At 70.6% G+C, this 20931-nt stretch carries 19 protein-coding genes; 7 read left to right on the plus strand and 12 right to left on the minus strand.

The genetic code is table 11. The annotated features are described in order from the left end of the window. Positions 1-82 precede the first annotated feature (82 nt). Entirely contained in the window at positions 83-520 is a 438-nt protein-coding gene (locus tag STRIP9103_RS30680) for a cytidine deaminase family protein (protein WP_009326940.1), read from the minus strand. Here STRIP9103_RS30680 and STRIP9103_RS50860 point away from each other — a divergent pair. From STRIP9103_RS50860 to STRIP9103_RS30690, 3 genes are all read left to right on the plus strand, one after another. After that, positions 467-712 (plus strand): hypothetical protein, encoded by a 246-nt coding sequence (locus STRIP9103_RS50860; RefSeq protein ID WP_199790595.1) that lies wholly within the window; start codon positions 467-469, stop codon positions 710-712. The two genes, STRIP9103_RS30680 and STRIP9103_RS50860, sit on opposite strands and share 54 nt — an antisense overlap. Positions 713-808: 96 nt before the next feature. Next, a complete protein-coding gene (locus STRIP9103_RS30685; RefSeq protein WP_009326929.1) occupies positions 809-2014 on the plus strand; it encodes a right-handed parallel beta-helix repeat-containing protein in 1206 nt (401 codons plus the stop codon). Positions 2015-2119: 105 nt separating this feature from the next. Then, positions 2120-2461, plus strand: coding sequence for a VOC family protein (locus STRIP9103_RS30690; RefSeq protein ID WP_009326936.1), 342 nt, complete (start codon positions 2120-2122; stop codon positions 2459-2461). A 9-nt stretch (positions 2462-2470) separates the two neighbouring features. Here STRIP9103_RS30690 and STRIP9103_RS53210 read toward each other — a convergent pair whose 3' ends face one another. From STRIP9103_RS53210 to STRIP9103_RS30715, 5 genes are all read right to left on the minus strand, one after another. Then, on the minus strand, positions 2471-3385 hold the full coding sequence (locus STRIP9103_RS53210) for a hypothetical protein (RefSeq protein WP_009326927.1): 915 nt from the start codon (positions 3383-3385) through the stop codon (positions 2471-2473). A 192-nt stretch (positions 3386-3577) separates the two neighbouring features. Continuing rightward, the gene (locus tag STRIP9103_RS30700; RefSeq protein ID WP_009326939.1) at positions 3578-4804 is read right to left on the minus strand and encodes an acyltransferase family protein; all 1227 of its coding nucleotides are present in this window, start codon (positions 4802-4804) and stop codon (positions 3578-3580) included. Beyond that, positions 4801-6978: a glycosyltransferase gene (locus STRIP9103_RS30705; RefSeq protein WP_048821298.1), complete on the minus strand. Its 2178-nt coding sequence runs from the start codon at positions 6976-6978 to the stop codon at positions 4801-4803. The genes STRIP9103_RS30700 and STRIP9103_RS30705 overlap by 4 nt, the downstream gene beginning before the upstream one ends. Positions 6979-7034: 56 nt before the next feature. Then, positions 7035-8180 carry a hypothetical protein gene (locus STRIP9103_RS30710; RefSeq protein WP_234022344.1) on the minus strand — a complete coding sequence of 382 codons (1146 nt, stop codon included), beginning with the start codon at positions 8178-8180 and terminating at the stop codon, positions 7035-7037. Between the two features lie 166 nt (positions 8181-8346). Continuing rightward, positions 8347-9321: a LysR family transcriptional regulator gene (locus tag STRIP9103_RS30715; protein WP_009326937.1), complete on the minus strand. Its 975-nt coding sequence runs from the start codon at positions 9319-9321 to the stop codon at positions 8347-8349. Between the two features lie 207 nt (positions 9322-9528). Between STRIP9103_RS30715 and STRIP9103_RS30720 the strand changes: the two genes are divergently transcribed. Next, the gene (locus tag STRIP9103_RS30720; protein WP_009326933.1) at positions 9529-10779 is read left to right on the plus strand and encodes an MFS transporter; all 1251 of its coding nucleotides are present in this window, start codon (positions 9529-9531) and stop codon (positions 10777-10779) included. Positions 10780-10864: 85 nt separating this feature from the next. Here the strand turns inward: STRIP9103_RS30720 and STRIP9103_RS30725 are convergent, their stop codons facing one another. From STRIP9103_RS30725 to wrbA, 4 genes are all read right to left on the minus strand, one after another. After that, complete coding sequence (locus tag STRIP9103_RS30725) at positions 10865-12352, minus strand: peptide ABC transporter substrate-binding protein (protein WP_009326932.1); 1488 nt, start codon at positions 12350-12352, stop codon at positions 10865-10867. A 154-nt stretch (positions 12353-12506) separates the two neighbouring features. Continuing rightward, positions 12507-13694 (minus strand): 3-hydroxybenzoate 6-monooxygenase, encoded by a 1188-nt coding sequence (locus STRIP9103_RS30730; RefSeq protein WP_009326930.1) that lies wholly within the window; start codon positions 13692-13694, stop codon positions 12507-12509. A 274-nt stretch (positions 13695-13968) separates the two neighbouring features. Next, on the minus strand, positions 13969-14739 hold the full coding sequence (locus tag STRIP9103_RS30735; RefSeq protein ID WP_009326934.1) for an SDR family NAD(P)-dependent oxidoreductase: 771 nt from the start codon (positions 14737-14739) through the stop codon (positions 13969-13971). Positions 14740-14974: 235 nt separating this feature from the next. Then, positions 14975-15589, minus strand: coding sequence for an NAD(P)H:quinone oxidoreductase (wrbA, locus tag STRIP9103_RS30740; protein ID WP_048821300.1), 615 nt, complete (start codon positions 15587-15589; stop codon positions 14975-14977). Between the two features lie 339 nt (positions 15590-15928). Here wrbA and STRIP9103_RS30745 point away from each other — a divergent pair, with 339 nt between their 5' ends. Then, complete coding sequence (locus STRIP9103_RS30745; protein ID WP_009326942.1) at positions 15929-16831, plus strand: shikimate dehydrogenase; 903 nt, start codon at positions 15929-15931, stop codon at positions 16829-16831. On the opposite strand, the gene STRIP9103_RS30750 is transcribed toward STRIP9103_RS30745, so the two are convergent. Further along, on the minus strand, positions 16823-18034 hold the full coding sequence (locus STRIP9103_RS30750; protein ID WP_009326941.1) for an IS701 family transposase: 1212 nt from the start codon (positions 18032-18034) through the stop codon (positions 16823-16825). The two genes, STRIP9103_RS30745 and STRIP9103_RS30750, sit on opposite strands and share 9 nt — an antisense overlap. 224 nt (positions 18035-18258) lie before the next feature. Here STRIP9103_RS30750 and STRIP9103_RS30755 point away from each other — a divergent pair, with 224 nt between their 5' ends. Then, the gene (locus STRIP9103_RS30755; RefSeq protein WP_009326938.1) at positions 18259-18942 is read left to right on the plus strand and encodes a ScbR family autoregulator-binding transcription factor; all 684 of its coding nucleotides are present in this window, start codon (positions 18259-18261) and stop codon (positions 18940-18942) included. Positions 18943-19006: 64 nt separating this feature from the next. Here STRIP9103_RS30755 and STRIP9103_RS30760 read toward each other — a convergent pair whose 3' ends face one another. Next, positions 19007-19678 carry a ScbR family autoregulator-binding transcription factor gene (locus STRIP9103_RS30760; protein ID WP_009326931.1) on the minus strand — a complete coding sequence of 224 codons (672 nt, stop codon included), beginning with the start codon at positions 19676-19678 and terminating at the stop codon, positions 19007-19009. A 163-nt stretch (positions 19679-19841) separates the two neighbouring features. Between STRIP9103_RS30760 and STRIP9103_RS30765 the strand changes: the two genes are divergently transcribed. Beyond that, positions 19842-20840, plus strand: a complete 999-nt coding sequence (locus tag STRIP9103_RS30765; RefSeq protein WP_009326925.1) for a ScbA/BarX family gamma-butyrolactone biosynthesis protein — start codon at positions 19842-19844, stop codon at positions 20838-20840. Positions 20841-20931 lie beyond the last annotated feature (91 nt).

Raw genomic sequence — 20931 nt, forward strand, 5'->3', positions numbered from 1 at the left:
GAGCGAACGGCCCACCGGGGCCGGGGCTGCGAATTCCTTGACGCCGAGGCCCAGTTGTTCGCCCTGCTGTCGGCCGGCGGTGTCAGCCCGTGCTGAGTGGTGCGGTTTGCCCGGCCTCGAGTTGGTGGTCGGCCCAGACGTAGCTTTCGGGCAGCAAGTCGGTGATGGGGACGGTTCGGGTGCGGTCGCCGTCGCCGACGATGACCTTGAGGGCGGGGAAGTAGTCGAGAAGGACCTGACGGCACCGGCCGCACGGAGGGACAACCCCTCGGCCGCGGTCGCCCACGGCGACGATGGTGTCCAGCTCGTAGGCGCCCTGGGTGGCCGCCGCGCCGATGAGAACCAGCTCGGCGCAGGGGCCTCCCGTGAAGTGGTAGGCGTTCACCGCGGTGACGATCCGGCCGTCCCGGGCACGGGCTGCGGCTGCCATCGTGTGGTTGTCGCCCCGGCAGCGAGTGTGAGCGACATGAGCCGCGGCCTGGATGAGTTCGTGGTCGACGTGGTGGGTCCGCGTGGTCATCTTCTCTGCCTTCGTCGGGTGTCAGCCGACGTTGACCCGCGCGACGAGGGTGCGCAAGCGAATATCGGCGGTGTGCTGCTCCGTGGTCCGGCGTCAGAGAGGCCGCGCACCGGTGACGTGCTCGGAGTCCGGATGGCGCACGGAGAGTTGCCGGTGCGGTTTCCGGCGCTGAAAGTCAAGGAAGATCGGTGATCCGGACTCTCCGGGTGTCATCCATGCGTTGGCCCAGCGGCTGCTGATCGAGGCAGCGGCGGTCACCGGTCTGCCTGGCGAACGAAGGAGAAGGACATGAAGAGACAGGTGTTTGTGTCGGCGTGCGCGGCAGCCGCTGTGGCATTCTCCGCGCTGCCCAGCCACGCGGCTCAGAGCACACTCGTCGTCGATGACGACGGGGCGCAATGCCCGGGCGCGAAATTCACATCCATTCAGGCGGCCGTCAACGCCGCGACGGCGGGATCGACGATCAAGGTCTGCCCCGGGACGTACAACGAAGTCGTCACCGCGGACAAGCCGAACCTGACCCTGGTCGGGCCGCGCTCCCCGAGTGCGTGCACACAGCCCACGGCACCCAACCCGAACACTGACGCGATCATCCAGGCCGGCAATGCCGCGGGTGGTGTCGTCAACCTGCTCGCGAACGGCATTCGGTTCATGCGGTTCACGGTCCAGAACAACACGCTCGGTTCGGGCATTTTCACCGGTGCCACGTTCTCCGGCCACCAGATCCTCCAGAACGTGGTGCAGAACAACGTGCAGGGCGTCTACTTCAATTCCGACGGCACGACTTCATCCTCGATCGACCAGAACTGCATCCGCCAGAACAACCGACCGGGAGCCGCCGGCGGGAATGGCGTCTACTCCGACCAGGGCCTGCGCAACGCCAACATCCGGCAGAACACCTTCTACCGGAACGACTCCTCCGCGATCGTGCTGACCGGGCTGGCGCCGGGAGCCGTCAGCAACGTCGGCATCGACGGGAACACATCCCGGCAGGACGGGTCGCTGCTGGCTGTCTTCAATTCCAACGGCACCAGAGTGCGGTCGAACACCGTGCGGAACAACACCGGCTCCGCGATCTTTGTCGGCAACGACAACACCGGACTGGAGATCCTCTCCAACAAGATCAGCGGAAGCGCCCGCGGTGTGCGGACCAGCACCATTTTCGGCGGAGGGCCGAGCACCGACCTGAGGATCAGCGCCAACAGGATCACGAACTCCACAGACAGCGACGGCATCAACGTGGGCCCCAACTCGCTCACCGACTCCGTCATCTCGGCGAACTCCGCCACCGACAATCCGAGAGACGGCATCCGCATCGACGCCGGCGGCAACGCGGGCAACCGCATTCTCTCGAACACGCTCAGGAACAACGCTGAGCACGACTGCCACGACGACACCGTCGGTGGCGGAACCGCCGGCACGGCCAACACCTGGCTCGCCAACACCGGCGTGACCGAGAACCGCCCCGGCCTGTGCCGCGGCACAACAACCTGACCAGGCGTCCTGGCGGCGGTGGCGATGCGGCAGTTCTCGGATCAGGCCGCCGAAGCACCCCGCGGCCTCAGAGCTTGTAGGAGTCACCGCACCTAACATGACGTCATGGCTGTCGACCTCTTCGCGGGCATCCCCGTCAACGACCACGCTGCGGCGCTCGCCTGGTACGAGCGGCTGTTCGGCTCTCCGCCGACATTCATTCCGAACGACACCGAGGCCGTGTGGGAGCTGGCGGAACACCGGTATGTGTACGTCGAGCACCGGCCGGGACACGGCGGCCACGCCCTGCACACCGTGTTCGTCGATGATCTGGACGCCCGCATCGCCGGGATCACCTCCCGGGGCCTGAAGCCCACGAGTCGCGAGACCTACGCGAACGGCGTACGCAAGGTCACGTATCAGGACCCGGACGGCAACGAGATCGCCTTCGGCGGCACTCCGCTGTGAGCGCGGGCGTCAGCTCGATGCCTTGCCCACATAGCTGAGGGTGTCGGTGCCGCCGTCGTCCCAGGTGATGACCACGTCGTCGCCGTCGCGGCGGGCGGTGCCGTAGATGATGTCCTCGTCGGCGACGTCGGGGGAGGCGAGGGGGCGCAGGGCCATGCGGAACGAGTTCTCGTCGCGGTAGGCGCCCACGCCGCTGAGGATGCCCTTGCCGCCGACCAGGTCGATGTAGGAGAGGGCGTGCTGGCCGTCCTCGCCGCCGGAGAGTTCCTCCTCACGGATCGTCAGGGTGCGGGCTTCGTCGTCCTGCCACTGGCCCTCGACGCCCTTGGCCGGCGGCGTGCCGGTCGAGTCGTCGTCCGTGCCGCCGATCGAGCCGCCGTCCGGTGTCGTGGTGGCGTCGTCGGTGGGCTCCTCGGTCGGGCTCTCGCTCTCGATCTCGCTCGCCTGCGCAGACACGCTCTGCCCGGGCTTGGCCACGGCTTCGTCGTCCCCACCGCTGGTGAGGAGGAAGATGCCACCGCCGAGCACCGCGAGCGCCGCCACGGCGGCCACGACGATCAGGGCTATCTTGCCGCCGTTGCTTCCGCCGGAGGGCGGGGGCGGGTAACCCCCGTACTGGGCCCCGTAGTCGGGCATGCCGGGGGCTCCCGGTGCGCCCGGCGCCCCGTACGGCGGCTGCCCACCCGCCCCGTACGGCTGCTGCGGCCCCGTCGCGTACGGGTTCGGCTGCTGACCGGGCTGACCGGGCTGGCCGCCGTAACCCGGCTGACCCGGCTGACCCCCGTAGCCCGGCTGCGCCGGCTGGCCGGGGGCCTGACCCGGTGCCGGCGGGGGCGGGTACTGCCCGGGGTACGGCTGCTGCGGCTGAGGCGGCTGCTGGGCTCCGTAACCGTCGTACGGCGGCTGGCCGGGGGGCTGGGTCATGGGCGGGGTCACTCCTCGGGTCGCGTCGGCAAGGCAGGGAAAGGAAGGGAGAGAAAGGGAAAGGACGCGAACACGCGGAATCCTGCCTCGGCCCTGCCCAACATCCACCACCGCCTCACTCGTACGCAAGTGCGTATCCCACTTGGTTACGCGGTCAGTACATGACCGACCGCGCACCCGCTCCCGGGCAGGTCACGGCCTTCGCGCGGCCCCCGCACCCTTCGCACCGCTCGGCCACAACCTCGGCCTCCGACGCGCCGCCAGATCCTCCGCCCAGCCGAAGGCGACGACGCAGACGGCGATCAGAGCCCATGTCACGGCCAGCACCGGCCACGGGCTCTCCAGCAGCCAGGAGAAGTGACGCCACATCACGTCGATGTTCCACAGACGGTCCCACTGGGTCGCGGCGACGAGGATGCATGTGTTGTGCCAGAGATAGATCGTCACCGCACGGGAGTTGAGCAGGGTGATCAGTCCGTCCCAGCGGCGCAGCCTCCGCGGCCACTCCGACCAGGACGGGCTGATGTGGAGCAGCAGCAGGACCGTCGCGAAGGACCAGAGCGCCTGGGCGAACGGCATGCTGTCCAGGTCGTTGCCGGCACCGAAGTCGTGGTGCACGGCGTACCAGAGGCCGGCCAGGGCGATGGCCGGAGCGATGGAGGGGACGATGTATCGCGGCAGGCGCCGCAGCAGCCCCTCCTGATGGGCCATCCCGAGGATCCAGCAGGCCCCGAACGTGCTGAAGTCCGTCAGCCCCGACGCGAACCGCTCCCCCGGCAGGAAGTCCAGATACCCGAACTCGAACGCCGCCGACAGGGCGATCGGCGCGAGGACCGTCACCACCGGCCGGGCGCGCAGCGCGCGCAGCAGAAGCGGGGAGAGGACGACGTACCAGAGATAGGCGCGGACGTACCAGAGGGGTCCGGCCAGTTCCACGGCCCAGTCGGCGCCGATGAAGCCGTGGACTCCGGGCAGGCCCTCCGCGTACGGCGGGTCGCTGATCGGGAGGATCCAGAAGGTGAGGTGGAACCACCACCAGGCCGGATGCCCCTCGGCGTCCGGGCCCCAGCCCTGCGCCACCATGCCCGTGACGCCCACCGCTCCCAGCAGCCACACCGGCGGCAGCAGGCGGCGCATCCGGCCCTTGATCACCTGCGACGGGGGGCGCTTCAGCGAGCGGGCCATCAGGTTGCCGGCGAGCGCGAACATCACGCCCATGGAGGGGAAGAGCAGCGGCAGCCAGGCCCAGCCGGTGAGGTGGTACAGCACCACACGGAAGAGGGCGAGGGCGCGGAGGAGGTCGAAGTAACGGTCCCGGGCGGGGGCTCGGGTGCGTGCGGCGGACTCGGTGACTTCGGCCGGCGGTGTCTGCGGAGAGGAGTCCGAGCCCGAGTCCGAGCCCTGGGTGAGCGTGCTCATGCGACCGGGCTCCCTTCCCTCTGCTGCGGCTCAGCGGCGGGCAGCCCCACCGCGCCCGTCCGTCGCAGCTTCTGCCACCGCAGCCGACCGCCGGTCAGCGCCGTGATCCACGACTGCAACAGGACGACGTACATCAACTGCCGGTAGAGAAGCTGCTGGAGCGGCAGTGAGATCAGGTGCGTCAGGCGCTCCTTGTCCAGGTGGAACGCGTACGCCGCGCACACCGCCTGGACGGCGAGGATGCCCAGCCAGGCGCCGATCGTCTTCTCGGTCGGGCCGAAGACGAGCCCGTAGACGAGGAACACGTCGAAGAGCGGCGCGAGCAGCGGGGCCACCACCATGAACAGGGAGACCAGGGGCAGGCCCACCCGCCCGTAGCGGCCCGAAGGCCCGCGCTCGAAGACCGCTTTCCGGTGCTTCCAGATGGCCTGCATGGTGCCGTACGACCAGCGGTAGCGCTGGGACCACAGCTGCTGTACGGACTCGGGGGCCTCGGTCCAGGCGCGGGCCTTCTCGGCGTAGACGACGTGCCAGCCGTCGCGGTGCAGGGCCATGGTGATGTCGGTGTCCTCGGCGAGGGTGTCCTCGCTCATGCCGCCGACGCGGTCGAGCGCCTCCCGCCGGAACGCGCCGACCGCGCCCGGGATCGTGGGCATGCAGCGCAGGACGTCGTACATCCGGCGGTCGAGGTTGAAGCCCATCACGTACTCGATGTGCTGCCAGGCGCCGATGAGGGTGTCCCGGTTGCCGACCTTGGCGTTGCCCGCCACCGCGCCGACGCGCGGGTCGGCGAACGGCTGGACGAGTTCGCGGACGGTGGACGGTTCGAAGACCGTGTCGCCGTCCATCATGACGATCAGGTCGTGCCGGGCGTTCGCGATGCCCCGGTTGAGAGCGGCCGGCTTGCCCGCGTTCACCTGCCGTACGACGCGTACGTCATGGCGTACGGCGGGGTCGGCGGCCAGTTCGCGGCTGAGCTCCTCGACGATGCCGGCGGTGCCGTCGCTGGAGCCGTCGTCGATGACCAGCACCTCGATGGGGTGGTCGCCGGCCACCAGCGAACGGACCGTCTTCTCGATGCACTTGGCCTCGTTGTACGCGGGCACGAGGACGGAGACCGGTTCGGTGACCGGGCCGTCCGGCCCCCAGCGGAAGTCGCGGCGCCGGACGCGGCGGGCGTGGGTGACCGAGAGGATCAGCATCAGACCGAAGCGGGCGAGGACGAGGGCGCCGACGACCGCGAGGGCGACGACGAGGATGCCGGTCGTCTTCTCGGAGGCCTGCACGAGCGCCACCCAGGCCCTGCCCTTCCACAGGCCGACGCCCGTGACCGGGGTGTGCGCGCTGGGCGCGTCGAGGGCCTCGGTCAGCGTGTCGAACGCGTAGCCCTTGTCCTTCAGCCCGCGGATGTACCGGTCGAGCGCGGCGACGGTCTGCGAGCGGTCGCCGCCGGAGTCGTGCATGAGCACGATCGCGCCCTCGCCCTCCTCGGGCGTGGCCCGGCGGATGATCTCGTCGACGCCGGGCCTGCTCCAGTCCTGGCTGTCGGTGTCGCTGACGACGGTGATGTAGCCGCGGCTGCCGATGTACCGCGTCACCGGCCAGGTCCGGTTGTCCATGCGCTCGGAGAACGAGGAGTACGGCGGCCGGAAGAGCGAGGTGCGGATGCCGGCGGCGCCCGCGAGCGCGAGCTGGTTCTGGGACAGCTCCCAGTCGATGCGGGCCTTGGACTGGAGGGAGAGGTCGGGGTGGTTGAAGGTGTGCAGCCCGATCTCGTGGCCCTCGTCGACCATGCGCTGGACCAGGTCCGGATGGCGTGAGGCCATGGTGCCGGTGATGAAGAAGACGGCGTGCGCGTCGTGCTTCCTCAGGACGTCGAGGACCTTGGGGGTCCAGGTCGGGTCCGGCCCGTCGTCGAAGGTGAGGATCAGCTCCCGGTCGGGGACCTCAAGACTGGTCTGGCGTCCCGGACGGGTGTCGATCACCGGCCCGCCTTCGAGGATCTCCTTCGGCACCCGGTCGTTCGACACGGGCGGCCCGACCCGGTGGTCCGCGAGGATCTCGCTGTGCACGTATCCGCGCAGCATCAGCATCGCCATCAGCGCGAGGAGGAAGACGCAGGGAAGGATGTGCCGAAGCGGCAGCCGGACCCGCGTACGGGTACGGCTTCGCATCTGCGTACGACGCTCGGCGGCACGTGAGGACGTGCCGCCGCGCTCGGAGCGGGACATCAGGCGGGGCTCCCCGGGTTCTGCGGACCCGAGTCCTGCGGGTTCGACGGGGCGTCGGAGGACGTGGAGGCGGGCTCGACCGGCGCCGGGCTCGCCGGTCCGTCGGCGACGGTGTCCGTGCCGCCGGAGCCCGGGGCGGGCGCGGGCGCGCTGGACTCGGAGGGCGGGGGCGAGGTCGGGGCCGAGGGGCTGGGGTCGCCGCCGCCCGGCGATGGCGACGTGGAGGGCGAGGCCTCCGGGTCCTTCGCACTCACGCTCGGCTGCGGGTTCGGCGCGGGGCCGGCACCGGGCCCCTTCGAGGGCTTGGCACTGGCGGACGCCTCCGGCTTCTCGCCGCCACCGCCGCGCGCGGACCCATCCGAGGACCGGTCGTCCGGCGAGGACGACGCCCCCGTACGGACCGGCCCGGCGCCACCGCTGGGCACGCGTCCTTCCGCCGTGTCGTCCACGTCGTCGCCCGAGTCCGCCGACTCGGCGGGCAGTGGTGACGTGTCCACCTCGCTCGCCGGCTTGTCGTTCTTCTGCATCGGCACCGGCAGCCAGGGCGCGTCCGAGTTGCCCGACAGCAGCGTGCCGGCGATCACCGCCGCGTACGCCGCGCAGGCGGTCCCGACGGCGATACCGAGTCGCCGGTACCGGTTCCGCCGCCGCCCCGACTCGTCCACGAAGACGGGCCCGTCGGACTCCTGGGTGCCGGTGGCGCCCTTCGCGGCACCGGCCGCCCCGTCCGCCAACTCCCGCCCGGCGCCGTCGAGTTGGACGGTCACCTCGTGCGGATCGTGGTTGTGTCCGGGCTCGTCGGGCTGCTCCCAGGGCGCCGGGGGGACGATGGCCGCGCTCTGGGTGTACGGCGCGCTGCGGGCCTGCTCCCCGGACGTCGGCTGCCGGGGCACGGACCCCGTTCGGCCGGCGGCGTCGGGCCAGAGCACCTCGTCGGCGCCGCCCGGCCGGGCAGCCCGGTCACCGGTACGCGACCGAGCCGCACCCTCACCGCTGCCGGGCCGACCCGCGCTGTCGCCGGCGTTCGACCGCGTCGGCTGCTTGGGCAGGCTGAGCCCGTCGAGCCCATCCCATCCATCCCACCCGTCCAGCCCGTTCTGCTTGTTCGGCCGGTTGTTCTGGGTGTCATCCGGCCAGTTCTCCACGTGCACGCGCTTCCCCCCACGGGACAGTCTGGGTGCGTGTTCGATGCCGGGCCTTCGCACTTCTCCTGCTTACGGGATCAGGCCCCCACCCGATCCGGGGCGCCCCACGCATCACACGCACCTGTGTGCTCATGGAAACGTTCGGTGAATGTGTGATGATGCGTTGTCAGGCGAAACTCATCATGATGAGTGCATCCATGACCGGAATCCACCCGTCCGCCGGATATGAAAGCCATACTTCCGCCCGCGCCAGCTCGACGGCGGCCCGCCGCAGGGCATCGAGCCCGGGATGCACGAGCCCCTTGCGCCACACCAGCGACACGGGTGACAGCGGCACGGGGTCGACGATCGGCCGCGACACGGTGTGCGGCAGGGGCGGAAGGTCCACCACGGCGAGCACGGGGTACCCCGTCTTGGCCATCAGCCGCTCGAACTCCTCCGGCCCCACGGCCAGCGGCACCGGCGGCGCGACCTCGATCCCCCGCCCCGCGAACAGCAGCCCCGCCAGCTCCGTCCACTCCGGCGTACGGGGATTCCCGGCCCCCGCGTACACGCGCTCACCCGCGAGTTCCGCCAGCGGTACGGCGTCCAGCGCGGCCAGCCGGTGCCCCTCGGGCAGGATCAACGCCATCGGCTCGTACCGCACCGGCTGCTGTTCCAGCCCCGCCCGCACCGCCGGGTCGAGCCCGGCGAACCTCCCGAACGACACGTCGAGCCGTCCGGCGAGCATCTCCGCGGCGGCATACGTCAGCCCGCTCTCGTACCGCGCCATCAGCTCCTGCTCCGGGGCGAGTTCACGGGCCCGGTGCAGCACCCGCCGCCCGGTGGCCAGTCCCGGCGAGTTGAGATCCACGAGCAGCGGGCGCGCCTCCCGAAACGCGGCGACCAACTCGTCCTGCGCCGCCAGCACCCGCCGGGCGTAGGGCAGCAGCCGCTCCCCGTCCGCCGTGAGCGTCACCCGCCGAGTCGTCCGTACGAACAGCTCCGCCCCCAACTCCCGCTCCAGCCGCCGGATGTCCCGACTGAGCGCCTGCTGGGCCACGTAGAGCCGAGCGGCGGCCCGAGTGAAGTGCAGCTCTTCGGCGACGGCGAGAAAGGAGCGGAGCAGCCGGGGTTCGATGGTGTCGGGGACGGCGGACATCCGGCGAACTTACAACCGGGACGCGTGAATCACCACGGAGTAAGTGTTGGACGGTTGATCTTGCGCCGGGCGACGGTGGACGCATGCCGCAACCATCGCCCGAGAGCCCACCCTCCCCTGCTCACAGTGACGGCGGACACCCTGGTGGCAGCCGACTTCAACGCTCGTGGCCGCTCAGGGGCAGCGCCCCGTAAGGGGCGCGGGGCTGTGACATACGCGGCTCCGCCGCGTGGGCGCGAGAAACCACGATTCACCCGCGGTCGCCGTACGTCCCGTACCCCCGAGCCACCAGGCGCTCCCTACCGCCACCTGTTCACCCCGCCCGGCACCATCCGCTTCACCGCCGGAGGCATCCTCGCTCGGCTCCCCATGGGCATGTTCAGCGTGAGCGCGATCCTGATGATCGTTGACGCCTACGACTCCTACGCCCTGGCCGGCGCGGTGGTCGCGACCGGCCTGGCGGCAACCGCCCTGGTGGCCCCCTGGACCGCCCGCATGGTGGACCGCCACGGCCAGTCCAAGGTGGCGGTCCCGGCCATGGCCCTGGCCCTGCTCGGCGGTCTCGCCCTGGTCGCCTGCGTCCACTGGGGCGCTCCCGTCTGGGCCCTGTTCGCCTCCTACGCGGCCACAGCCACGGCACCGAACACCGGCGGCATGTCCAGAGCCCGCTGGGCCCACCTCCTGAAGGACGACCCCTCGGCCCTGCACACCGCGAACTCCTTCGAACAGGCGGTGGACGAGCTCTGCTTCATGCTCGGCCCGGTGCTGGCCGCGTTCCTCTGCACGACCCTGTTCCCGGAGGCCGGGACCCTGATGGGCGGTCTGGTCTGTATGACGGGCGTACTGATCTTCGCCGCCCAGCGTGAGACGGAACCGCCCCCCACCGGCCGTAGCACCGCGAGGTCTCCCGTCCGCGCCCCCGGCTTCCCGGCCCTTCTGGCCGTCTTCCTGGCGACGGGCGCGGTGTTCGGCTCCCTGGAGGTCGTGACGATCGCCCACACGGACGCCCAGGGCCACCCCTCGGCGGCGGGTGTGCTCCTGGGTCTTCAGGCGGCGGGGTCGTGCGTGGCGGGACTGGCGTACGGGGCCCTGAGAGTGACGGGCCCGGCGGAACACCGCGTCCGTCGTTGTCTGGCGGGGATGGCGGCGCTGATGACGCTCCCGTGGTCGGCCGCCTCCACTGCCGACTCGCTCTTCCTTCTGGCCCCGGCCCTCCTGCTCGCCGGCATGGCCACCGCCCCCACGATGGTCACGGCGATGTCGCTCGTCCAGCAGCGCACGCCGGAGGGGCAGCTGAACGAGGGGATGACGTGGGCCGTCACGGGCCTGCTCGGCGGTATAGCGGTCGGCTCTGCGGTGGGCGGCTGGGTGGTGGAGGGCTCTGCCGTGCCCGGGTTCGGCGTACCGGTGGTGGCGGCGGTGCTGGCGTTGTTGGTCGCGAGAGAGCTCGGGAGGTGAGGTCGTGGGGCGGCTGCGGGTTGGTTGTGGCTGGTCGCGCCCACGCATCCCCCGCAGCCGCCGACCGACCCGGGCCCCCGAGCTCTCAGTCGAGCGTCACGTCGAACAGGTCCAGTTGCAGCAGCGGGGTGACCGTGACGTTCTTCGTCCGGGTCGACCAGCCCGACTCCACCTTCTGGTACCACAGCGGAATCGCGGGCATGTCCTCGAGGATCAGCTTCTCCGCCTGCTGGTAGAGCTCCCAGCCCTCCTTCTCCGTGGGTGCCGCGTCCGCCTTGGCCAGCAGCGCGTCCACCTCCGGGTTGGAGTAGCCGGAGCCGTTGACCGCCGCGCCCGTGCGGAAGATCGGGTTGAGGAAGTTCTCGATCGACGGGTAGTCCGCGACCCAGCCGGAACGGAAGATGGTCGTCATCTTCTGCTCGTTGATCAGCTTGCGGAACTCACCGAAGGTCGGGACCGGCACATACTTGGCCTCGACGCCCAGGGCCGCGGTGATCGTGTGGCAGGCCGCGTCGATCCACACCTGGTTGGCCGAGTCGTCGTTGGAGGTCAACTCGATCGGGCCCTGGAAACCGGTGGCTTCGAACAGCGCCCTCGCCTTCTCCGGTTGATAGGTGCACAGGTCCCCGCTGGCGTCACCGCCGTACCCGGGCACGATCGGCGGCACCAGCCCGTCCGGCAGCATCTTGTCGCCGTCGAACGCCTTGTCGATCACGTACTGCCGGTCGATGGCCATCGAGATCGCCTGCCGCAGTCGCGGATCGCTGAACCGCGGGTCGTACAGGGGGAACGAGATCGACTGCACGCCCATGTACGGCTTGGACACATAGCGCCCGGCCAGATCCTGCTTGTACCGGCCGCCGTCGAGCGCGTCCGCCGGGACGAAGTCGAGGTAGTCGAGCTTGTTCGCCACGACGTCCGCGTAGGCGTCCTCGAGCATCCGGTAGAACCGGAATTCCACGCCGGCCACATGCGGCTTGCGGGCCCCGGCGTAGGCGTCGTAGCGCCTGAGCACGATGTTCTCGCCGGGGGTGTGCGACTCGAAGCTGAACGGCCCGTTGCCGATCGGATGTGCTTCGAACGCCTCGCGGTCGGAGAAGAAGGCGCGGGGAAGGGGGAAGAACGCCGCGTAACCGAGCTGGGTCACGAAGGCCGAGAACGGTGCCGACAGCGTCACCTCGAAGGTGCTGTCGTCGATCACCTTCAGACCCGACAGCTTGTCCGTCGATCCGCTCTGGGTCGCTTCGTAACCCTGGATGTGGGACAGGTACTCGGCGCCCTGCAGTCTGTTCGGGCCGTAGGTGGTGTAGTTCCAGGCGTCGACGAAACTCTCGGCGGTCACCGGAGTCCCGTCGTGGAACGTCCATCCCGGGTGCAGGGTGATCCGGTAGACGCGGGAGTCGGCCGAGTCGATCGACTTCGCCACCGCCGTGCGGGGTTCGGCGGTGTTCGGGTCGTATTCGACCAGGCCGGTGAACAGGGCGTTCACGATCTTCACGCTGTCGCGTTCGGTCGCGTCGCCGGGCACCAGCGGATTCTCCGGTTCGGTGCCGTTCCAGCTGATGATGTCCATGGGTGGAAATCCCCCTCAGGTCAATGTGGGAAAGGAAGGAAAGGGCGAAGAGGGCGAGAGGGCTTCGGCCTCGCCGGGGTCAGGGCCGTCCGCCGGTGCCGAGGTCGAGGCCGTTCGCGGGTGCCGGGGTCAAGGCCGTCCGCGGGTGCCGGGGTCAAGGCCGTCCGCGGGTGCCGGGGTCGGCGCCGTGCAGCCACTCGACCCGGTCGCACAGGTCCTGCGGGGACAGCGCGGACAGCATGGCATTGCGCCGCCGGGCCGCCTCACCGGCCGGGTGGAAGAGCCGGCTGCCCATCTCGCGGGCGACCAGCTGGGCGGCGGCGGTGCGCTCGCGCCGCTCGGCGGCGAACTTCTCGAAGCGCTGCTCGAACTCCGTCTCGTCGGCGCCGATCAGTTCGCCGAGGACCACCGCGTCCTCCAGGGCCTGACAGGCGCCCTGGGCCGCGTACTGCAGCATGGGGTGGGCCGCGTCGCCGACGAGGACCACCCGTCGGTCGGTCCAGTTCCGTACCGGGTCGCGGTCGCAGAGGACCCAGGTACGCCAGTCCTCGCCCAGTTCGAGCAGCTGTCGGGGGGTCCTGCTCAGCCGCGGGAACTCCGCGAGCACCCGGTCCTTCGGCACCGGGACGCCGGTCACCGCCTCCGCCGCGCCGTCGTCGCGGGTGGCGGCCAGGTTGAGGAACCCGCCGTTGCCGATGGGGTAGTGGACGAAGTGCCAGTTGGGCCCGGCCCACAGGGTCACCGTGTTCCAGCGCAGTTCCTCCGGCACCCGTTCCATCGGGATCACCGAGCGGTAGATGGTGTGCCCGGACACCCGGGGGTGGCCGTCCCCGACGAGTTGTCCGCGTACGGCGGAGTGGATTCCGTCGGCTCCGATCAGCGCCGCGCCGTGCACCTGTTCGCCGGAGGTGAGGTGTGCGGTCACACCCGAGTCGTCCTGCGTGTAGCGCTCCACCTGGGCGCCGGTGCGCAGTTCGACGGCGGCCGAGGCCCGGCAGGCCGCCAGCAGCGGCGCGTACAGGTCGACCCGGTGGACCACCGCGTAGGGGTGGCCGAAGCGGCGGCGGTACTCGCCGTCGAGCGGCATGCCGACGACCCGCTCCCCGGTGGTCCCGTCCATGAAGCAGAGCTCGTCGACGTGGACGGCCCGGTCCCGGACGGCGTCGCCCACCCCTAGCCGGTCGAGCGCCCGGAACGCGTTGGGCGCCAGCTGGATGCCCGCGCCCAGCTCGGTGAAGCTGTCGCGGCTCTCCAGCACCAGTACCCGATGGTTCCGCCGGGCGAGGCTCAGTGCGGTCGCCAGCCCGCCTATGCCGCCACCCGCGACGAGTATCTTCGCCATCTCGACTCCCGCTGCCTCTCCGGGTCGTTGGGTCGTGGTTCGGGTCCGGGCCGTCCGGTCGTGGTTCGGGTCCGGGCCGTTCGGGTCCGGGTCGTCCGGTCGCCATTCAGCTTCGGGTCGTCCGATCGCGGTTCAGCTTCGGGCCGTCCGGTCGCGGTTCAAGTCCGGGGGCCGGTCTCGGATCGGGTCCCGGCCGTCCGGTCGCCGTTCGGGTCCGGGCCGTCCGGTCGCCGTTCCGTCGTCGACGGCTCGGGCTCCTTGTCGGAGCCCGGCCTCAGACGGTGGCGCCGCCGTCGAGGACCAGGTCGTGGCCGACGACGAAACTGGACTCCTTGCCGGCCAGCCAGAGCACGGTGGCCGCGATCTCCTCGGTGGTGGCCATCCGCCCGACCGGCGTCTCGGCCGCGTCCCCCTCGGCGGTGGACCCGCCCAAGTAGTGCGCCTGGTCCGAGGGCTGCGCCTGGTCTGTCGCGACCGCGCCAGGGCTGATCGCGTTGATGCGGATGCCCTCACGGATGTACTCGCGCGCGGCGGTCCGGGTCATCATGCTCAGCGCCGCCTTGGACGCCGCGAAGGCGCCGAGGCCGGGCACCCGGCCGTGGACGGCGACATTGGCCGAGGTGTTGATGATGACCCCGCCGCCGTTCTGCCGCATATGGGCGATCTCGTGCTTCATGAGCAGCCAGACGGCGGTCAGGTTGGTCGACAGGATGTCGGTCCAGACGGCCTCGCAGATCTCGGCGAGCGGGCTGGGCCGGCCCGTGTAACCGGCGTTGTTGAACGCGATGTGGAGGCCGCCGTGGCGCTCGTGCACCGTCTTGACCAGGCGGATCACATCCATGCCATGGGTCACGTCCGCCGGCATGGCGTCGGCGACACCGCCCTCCTTCTCGATCAGGGCCACGGTCTCCCGCAGATCACGGGGTTCCCGCCCGGAGACCATCACCGTGGCCCCCTCGCGGGCGAAAGCGAGCGCGGCGGCCCGGCCGATGCCGGATCCGCCCGCGGTGACCAGGGCGACCTTTCCGGCGAATCGTGCGGTCATCAGGTTCCTCCTGTGCTGAGGGAATGGACGCCGCGGCCCCGGAATTCGGTCGAACTACCACCGGCGGGCCGGAACGGTCGACGATGCATCGGATTACTTGGTCCTTTGACGGGCTCGGCCGCGGGATTTCCGGGTTCGGCGCCGGATTCGTCGGCGGCGGATTCCTCGGCGGCGGCCGGGGCGAGCGCGGGAAGGCGGGCTGTCCCGGATTCCCCGCGCTCACGGCGGCGTCGGATCAGGCGGCCTGAAGACCGGCCTTGAGGGCCGTGGCGATCTCGACCGCGCGGCGGGCCTGGAACTCGATCGCGCTCAGCTTCTCCTCGCCCGGGGCGATGGTGTCGTGGGAGACGTGGCTGGTGCCGTACGGGTTGCCGTTGCTGGTCGCGTACTGGATCGGGTCCGCGTAGCCGGGGGCGACGATGATCGCGCCCCAGTGGTAGAAGGTGTTGTTGAGCGCCAGCAGCGTGCTCTCCTGGCCGCCGTGCGAGGTGGAGCTCGACGTGAACGAGGAGACCACCTTGTTCACCAGCTTGCCCTCGTACCAGAGGTCGCCGGTGCTGTCGATGAACTGCTTGAGCTGGGCGGCTGGCAGACCGAAGCGGGTGGGCGTGCCGAACAGGATGACGTCGGCCCAGTCGAGGTCCTCGACGGTCGCCTCGGTGATGCCGCCGGTGGTGGCGACGTGTTCGGCCCACTCCGGGGAGGTGGCGATCGCGGCCTCGGAAGCCGTCTCGGCGACCTTGCGCAGACGCACCTCGGCTCCGGCCTTCTCGGCGGCCACGGCGGCCGCGTCGGCCAGCTTGTGCACGTGTCCGGTGGACGAGTAGTAGATGACGGCGACGTTGGTCACGATCACAACTCCAATTCGGAATGGGCCGGCGTACGGGAGAACTGATGGGCTGGCATACGGGGAACTGATGAGCGGGGCGTACGGGGAAGCGATGGGCCGGCATACGGGGGACCGATGGGCGGGCCTCGCGGAAATCGACTCTTTCGCGACGGCCGGTGCGGCGGCAAACAGTCGGCCGCGATTTCATCACCTTGCCGGGCGGGAGGGCCGACGCCGATTCGCATGTGCCGAATTGACCGCGGATCTATGTCACCTCGGCGCAACGTCCGGACAATCCGGCTTCTAAGCTGTTCCGATATCCGGAATCGCCCCCCGACGCGGAAGGAGCGTTCCCGATCCATGCGTGCAGATCAGAAACCCGCGGCGGGTCGCACGACGGCCCGCGACGACAGCGGCAGCCGTGTGGCCGTCCTCGGATCGCCGGTCGGCGACTCGCTGTGGCCCACGCTGCACCGGGCCGCCTACGCGGCCATGGGACTGGACTGGAAGTACGAGGCGTTCGAGTGCGACGAACCCGGGCTGCCCGGGCTGTTCGACTCGCTCGGCGGCGACTGGGCCGGGCTCTGCCTGGCCATGCCGCTCGGGCGAGCCGTTCTGCCGCTGGTCGACGAGGTCTCGGACCTCGCCCTGGATGTGGGCGGGGCGGACACGGTGGTCTTTCGGCACGGCCGCAGTTTCGGCGACCACACCGGCGTGCACGGCATCACGACCGCGCTCCGGCAGGCGGGACTCGAGGCACCCGGATCCGCCGTGGTGCTGGGCGGCAGGGCCACGGCCTGCTCCGCGCTGGCCGCCCTGCGGGAGCTCGGCGTCAGGGAGCCGATCGTCGTGGTCCGGGAGCGCAGCCGGGCCATGGAGGTCGAGGCGGCGGCGGGCCGGCTCGGCGTCTCGGTCGACGTGCGTCGCTTCGACGAGTTGGACCGGTTGCTCCGGGGCGTCGCGGTGGTGGTCTCCACCCTGCCCGCCGGAGCGGCCGACACCCTCGCCTCGACCGTCGCCCGCTCCGGGGCCGCCGTCCTCGACGCGGTGTGCTCGGCCTTTCCGACCCGGCTCGCCAAGGCGGCGGGCTTCGTCGGCAGCACGGTGGTCGACGGCCTGTCCATGCTGCTGCATCAGACGGTGCGGCAGACCGAGCTGCTGACCGACCTGACCGACGTGCCGGTCGCGGCGCTGCGCGGGGCGGCCCGCGCCGAACTGCTCCGGCGGGCGGCCCGGGAGGCCGAGCCCGCCGGCTCACGCTGACAGCTCCTTCGCGGCGCCGTAGCGCTGGTGGCGTGCCGAGGAGAGCACGAGGATCGCGTGGGCCACGGAGCAGAGCGTCACATGGCGGTGCCAGCCCGCGTAGGAGCGCCCTTCGAAGTCCCGCATGCCCACCCGTGTGCTGATCTCGGTGAAGTCCTTGCTCACCCGCCGGGTCAACCGCCCGAGGCGCAGCAGCGCGGCCGGTGGCACGTCCACCAGATTGGACAGCCAGAGCTCCGCCGTCCGGCCCTTGTGCATCGGCCAACCGCCGACGAGCGTCAGTGCCCGGTCGGACAGCGGCCGAAGGCCCGGCCTGCGGACGGTCGACATGGTCACCCTCGTACCGCTCACCAGGACGGATCGGGTGATCGAGTACTCCGGGTCGATCCAGCAGACGGGCTTGGACAGCTTCTTCGCCCGCTCGACCAGTTGCTGCGCCTGGAACAGCCGCTCCCCGGAACCGGGGTGACCGGGATCGAAGCCGACCATGCGCATCGCTCCGCCGACGCGCATGACGAACGGAATGCCCCTGCGTGTGAAGTGCTCGACCAGGGCGAGGGAGTCCAGGGTGCGGGCGTCCAGGACCACCGGCCGACGGCGCAGGCCCCAGGCCGCGTCGGCGAGTTCGGCCACCGTGTGCACGACGGCCGCTTCCACGCTCATGACCGTGACGTCGTCCGGTATCCGGGCCCGTCTGCGCCGCTCCTCGTTCTCCAGCCACTCGGGCGGCAGGTTGAGGCTCCAGTTGACCGGCGCGCTCAGCTGCTCGTTGGCCAGGGAGACGCCGTAAGCCTGCTGGCTGTTGACGGCGCGGCCGAGGTCGGAGCGGAAGGATTCCTCGACCCCGACGGAGTGCGCTCCGGCCTTGGGGATCGCCATCGAGTCGATCACCCATGCCTGCGGCAGCAGCACCCGGTCCAGGTGACGGGCGAGCGCCTGCCGTACGGGGCCCCAGGCCCAGGAGGAGTCGCTGATGAAGTGGTGCAGGCTCTGCTCGGCGGCGCCGTGGTCGGCCACGGCGGCCAGGGCGCGCATGGACTTGCGTCCCGGCACGGACAGCAACCCGGAGACGTACCACTCACCTCTGGTCCGCTGGTCGCGCCGTTTGAACGAGGCGAGCATCCGCCGGCAGAACTCGGTGACGAAGTCGTCTGCGACGTCGCCCCATGTCTGCGCCAGGGAATCCCTCTCCACGCCTTCCATGGCTCCCCCTCCTTCTCCTCGGTCGGCATCGCTGACACCCCCCGTAGGTGGCGTCACCCTCGGGGCCGAACACGTCGACCATACGATACCGGACGGTTGGTTTTCTATACCTTGTCACATCGCTTTACCTCGCCCCGGGTCGACCTGACAGAGAGGAACATACCGCATGGCCGGTTTGATAGGATGCCGATTGCCGGCCGGATCGCCGTCACGAAGGAGAAGCCATGCCACGCCAGGAACGAGCCGAACGCACCCATGAGGTGATCGTCCGGGCTGCGGCCGTGTGCTTCGACACGACCGGCTTCACGGCGACCAGCCTGGGCGACATCGCGGAGACGGCAAAGGTCTCCAAAGGGGCCCTGTACTTCCACTTCAGCTCGAAGGAGAAGCTGGCCGAGGCCGTCGCGGCGCGGTCGGGGGCGGACTGGCGGGGCATCCTCCGGGCGGCCAGGGCGCCGGACGGCCCGATGCTGCAGATGCTGATCGACATGACCCACGGCCTGGCCCACCGGATCCGGCACGACGTGGTGTTCCGGGCCGGCCTGCGGCTCTGCGACGACCGCCGGCCCGGCGAGGACCCGTACCCGAGCCCGTACCAGAGCTGGCGGCGGGCCACGGCGCACCTGCTCGCCAGGGCCGATCGCCGGGGGGAACTGCTGCCCGGCCTCGACCTGGGACACGCCGTGCGTCTGCTGACCGCGACCACCGCCGGCGTCGAGATGCTCTCCCGTCAGGACCGGGGCTGGCTGACCACGAAGACCGTCGCCGGGGTGTGGAGTGCGCTGCTGCCCGCGCTCGTGCCCGCCGAGCAGCTCGATCGCTTCCGCCCCCACGGGCGGGCGACGCCGACGCTCCCCGTCCCGCGGCGGCCGTCGCCCATCGGTGTCGGAGGCAGGACGGGTAACTAGGTGGTCCGGGCGAGCCGGCAGGGCTCGCCCGACCGACGAGGGCGACCTGGGGGAACCGCCCCGGTCAGCCGGCGGCGGACTCCTGGGTGACGGCCGCCCCCTGGGCCGCGGCGGCCTTGTGAAGTCGCGTACCCCGGTCGGGGCCGGTGTCCAGCCGGGCCAGCGCGGCGGGGACGGCGACGGACGGCAGGATGTGCTTCCACATCACCGACACACGCTCCTCCAGATCCAGCAGACCTGAGCTGACCTGGGAAAACGCCTGGATTCCGGTGAAGGACCCGACGATCAGCTCCGCCGTCGCGCGACAGTCGACGTGCGGCAGCACCTCACCGTCCCGCTTGGCCTGCTCCAGCAGCTCCTCGCACACCTTCGCCCAGGCCAGATAGGGGCTGTGCGCCGCGAAGTCGACGGACCCGCGCTCCATCGCCAGGCGGCTCCCGGCGCGCAGCATCGCGTCGTTCGGCAGCGCGTGAGCGACGTTCATGGTGAGGTCCACGACCTCCTGCAGCTTGGTCGCCTGAGGTGACACGTGCACGTGGAGCGTCTGCTCCTGCAGGACGCCGCGCGCCAGATCCTCCTTGGAGGGGAAGTGGAAGTACAGGGCGCCCTTGGTCACGGACACCCTGGACAGGATCTCCTTGATCGACGCCGCGTCGTAACCCAGCTCGTCGAAGACCATCGCCGCGCCCTGCAGGATGAGCCGCCTCGTCTCCACTGCTCGAGCCTGTTGTGCCATGCGGTTACTCCCGTTGCTGTAGTCAGGCCGCCGCGGCCGGAGCTGGTCGGAACGGCCGGTACGACAACTTATCAAGTCGTCTCCGATACCCAGTACAAAAAAACCGGGCGACCTGTATTGTAGCGGCTACCGACAGGGGAACGAACATCCTTTTGGGGGGGACATGTCCGTATCGCTGCTCTCGAACGACGTGGAACTGGAAGCCCCGCTTCCGGCGCCTTACCAGCTCTACGGCTCCTACTTGAACGCCGTCATCCCGTCACAACCGCAGCGCCCGCGGTTCACCACCACGGTGCCCAAGGAGTACGTCCACCGCGCCGCCGTGGCCGAGGTCCTGCTCACCGGATGGCTGCCCCTGGACGAGACCAGCTTCATCGTCTCCGCCCAGTGGCCGCGCGCCCACAGCTACTTCACATCCCCGTGCGGGCTGTACTACGACTCGACGCTGGTTGCGGAAACCATTCGCCAGGTCGGAACGCTGGTGTCGCACGCCGAGTTCGGCGTTCCGCTGAACAGTCACTTCATTCTGAACGGTCTCGACTACAGCTGCGACCCGGCGCAGTTGATGGTCCTCGGGGCGCCGGCCGAGCTGTCCCTGACCGTCACCTGCTCGAACATCCGCCGCAAGGGCGGGCAGTTGGCCGCCGTGGACTTCAACGTCGACATCCTGCGCGACGGCCGGCCGGTGGGCTCGGGCGTGGCGAAGGCCTCCATGCTCCGGCCGGAGGTCTACAGACGGATCCGCGGCGAGCGGCTGACGCCGGCACCGGAGGCGCCGCTGACCGAGCCGGTCGCGCCCGCGCTGGTCGACCGTCGGTACGCCCCGGACGTCGTACTCTCCCCCGGTGACGCCCCGCGCCGCTGGCCGCTCCGGGCCGACCAGCGTCACCCCATCCTCTTCGAGCACCCCAACGACCACATCCCCGGCATGGTGCTGCTGGAGGCCGCCCGGCAGGCCACGCGCCTGATCGCCCCCGGCAGCACGGCGATCGCGGCCGAGAACTCCTTCGGGCGGTACGTGGAGTTCGACGCCCCCTGCGTGATCGAGGCGGAGGAGCACGAGTCGGCCGATCCGGCGGTCAGGATCGTGTCCGTCCGGGCCGAGCAGAACGGCCGGACGGCGTTCACCAGCACCATCACCCTCGCGGCACCCGGCGCGTAGGCCCCGCGCCCCGGGCGCACCGCCTGGCTCCCGGGTACGACGGGCGGTCCGCCGTCGAGCCGGCGGTCTCGGGGGGAGAGTGCCGGGAGGC

The sequence above is a fragment of the Streptomyces ipomoeae 91-03 genome (assembly GCF_000317595.1).
In the GTDB taxonomy this organism is placed as follows: Bacteria; Actinomycetota; Actinomycetes; order Streptomycetales; family Streptomycetaceae; genus Streptomyces; species Streptomyces ipomoeae.

Excerpts from the sequence above, each read along its gene's own strand:
- STRIP9103_RS30715 (WP_009326937.1), bottom strand. The coding sequence starts at position 9,321 with ATGTCCGCCGTCCCCGACACCATCGAACCCCGGCTGCTCCGCTCCTTT.
- STRIP9103_RS30730 (WP_009326930.1), bottom strand. The coding sequence starts at position 13,694 with ATGGCGAAGATACTCGTCGCGGGTGGCGGCATAGGCGGGCTGGCGACC.
- STRIP9103_RS30755 (WP_009326938.1), top strand. The coding sequence starts at position 18,259 with ATGCCACGCCAGGAACGAGCCGAACGCACCCATGAGGTGATCGTCCGG.
- STRIP9103_RS30760 (WP_009326931.1), bottom strand. The coding sequence starts at position 19,678 with ATGGCACAACAGGCTCGAGCAGTGGAGACGAGGCGGCTCATCCTGCAG.
- STRIP9103_RS30690 (WP_009326936.1), top strand. The coding sequence starts at position 2,120 with ATGGCTGTCGACCTCTTCGCGGGCATCCCCGTCAACGACCACGCTGCG.
- STRIP9103_RS30700 (WP_009326939.1), bottom strand. The coding sequence starts at position 4,804 with ATGAGCACGCTCACCCAGGGCTCGGACTCGGGCTCGGACTCCTCTCCG.
- STRIP9103_RS30685 (WP_009326929.1), top strand. The coding sequence starts at position 809 with ATGAAGAGACAGGTGTTTGTGTCGGCGTGCGCGGCAGCCGCTGTGGCA.
- STRIP9103_RS30725 (WP_009326932.1), bottom strand. The coding sequence starts at position 12,352 with ATGGACATCATCAGCTGGAACGGCACCGAACCGGAGAATCCGCTGGTG.
- STRIP9103_RS30705 (WP_048821298.1), bottom strand. The coding sequence starts at position 6,978 with ATGCGAAGCCGTACCCGTACGCGGGTCCGGCTGCCGCTTCGGCACATC.
- STRIP9103_RS30765 (WP_009326925.1), top strand. The coding sequence starts at position 19,842 with ATGTCCGTATCGCTGCTCTCGAACGACGTGGAACTGGAAGCCCCGCTT.
- STRIP9103_RS53210 (WP_009326927.1), bottom strand. The coding sequence starts at position 3,385 with ATGACCCAGCCCCCCGGCCAGCCGCCGTACGACGGTTACGGAGCCCAG.
- STRIP9103_RS30750 (WP_009326941.1), bottom strand. The coding sequence starts at position 18,034 with ATGGAAGGCGTGGAGAGGGATTCCCTGGCGCAGACATGGGGCGACGTC.
- STRIP9103_RS30680 (WP_009326940.1), bottom strand. The coding sequence starts at position 520 with ATGACCACGCGGACCCACCACGTCGACCACGAACTCATCCAGGCCGCG.
- STRIP9103_RS30745 (WP_009326942.1), top strand. The coding sequence starts at position 15,929 with ATGCGTGCAGATCAGAAACCCGCGGCGGGTCGCACGACGGCCCGCGAC.
- STRIP9103_RS50860 (WP_199790595.1), top strand. The coding sequence starts at position 467 with ATGAGCCGCGGCCTGGATGAGTTCGTGGTCGACGTGGTGGGTCCGCGT.
- STRIP9103_RS30735 (WP_009326934.1), bottom strand. The coding sequence starts at position 14,739 with ATGACCGCACGATTCGCCGGAAAGGTCGCCCTGGTCACCGCGGGCGGA.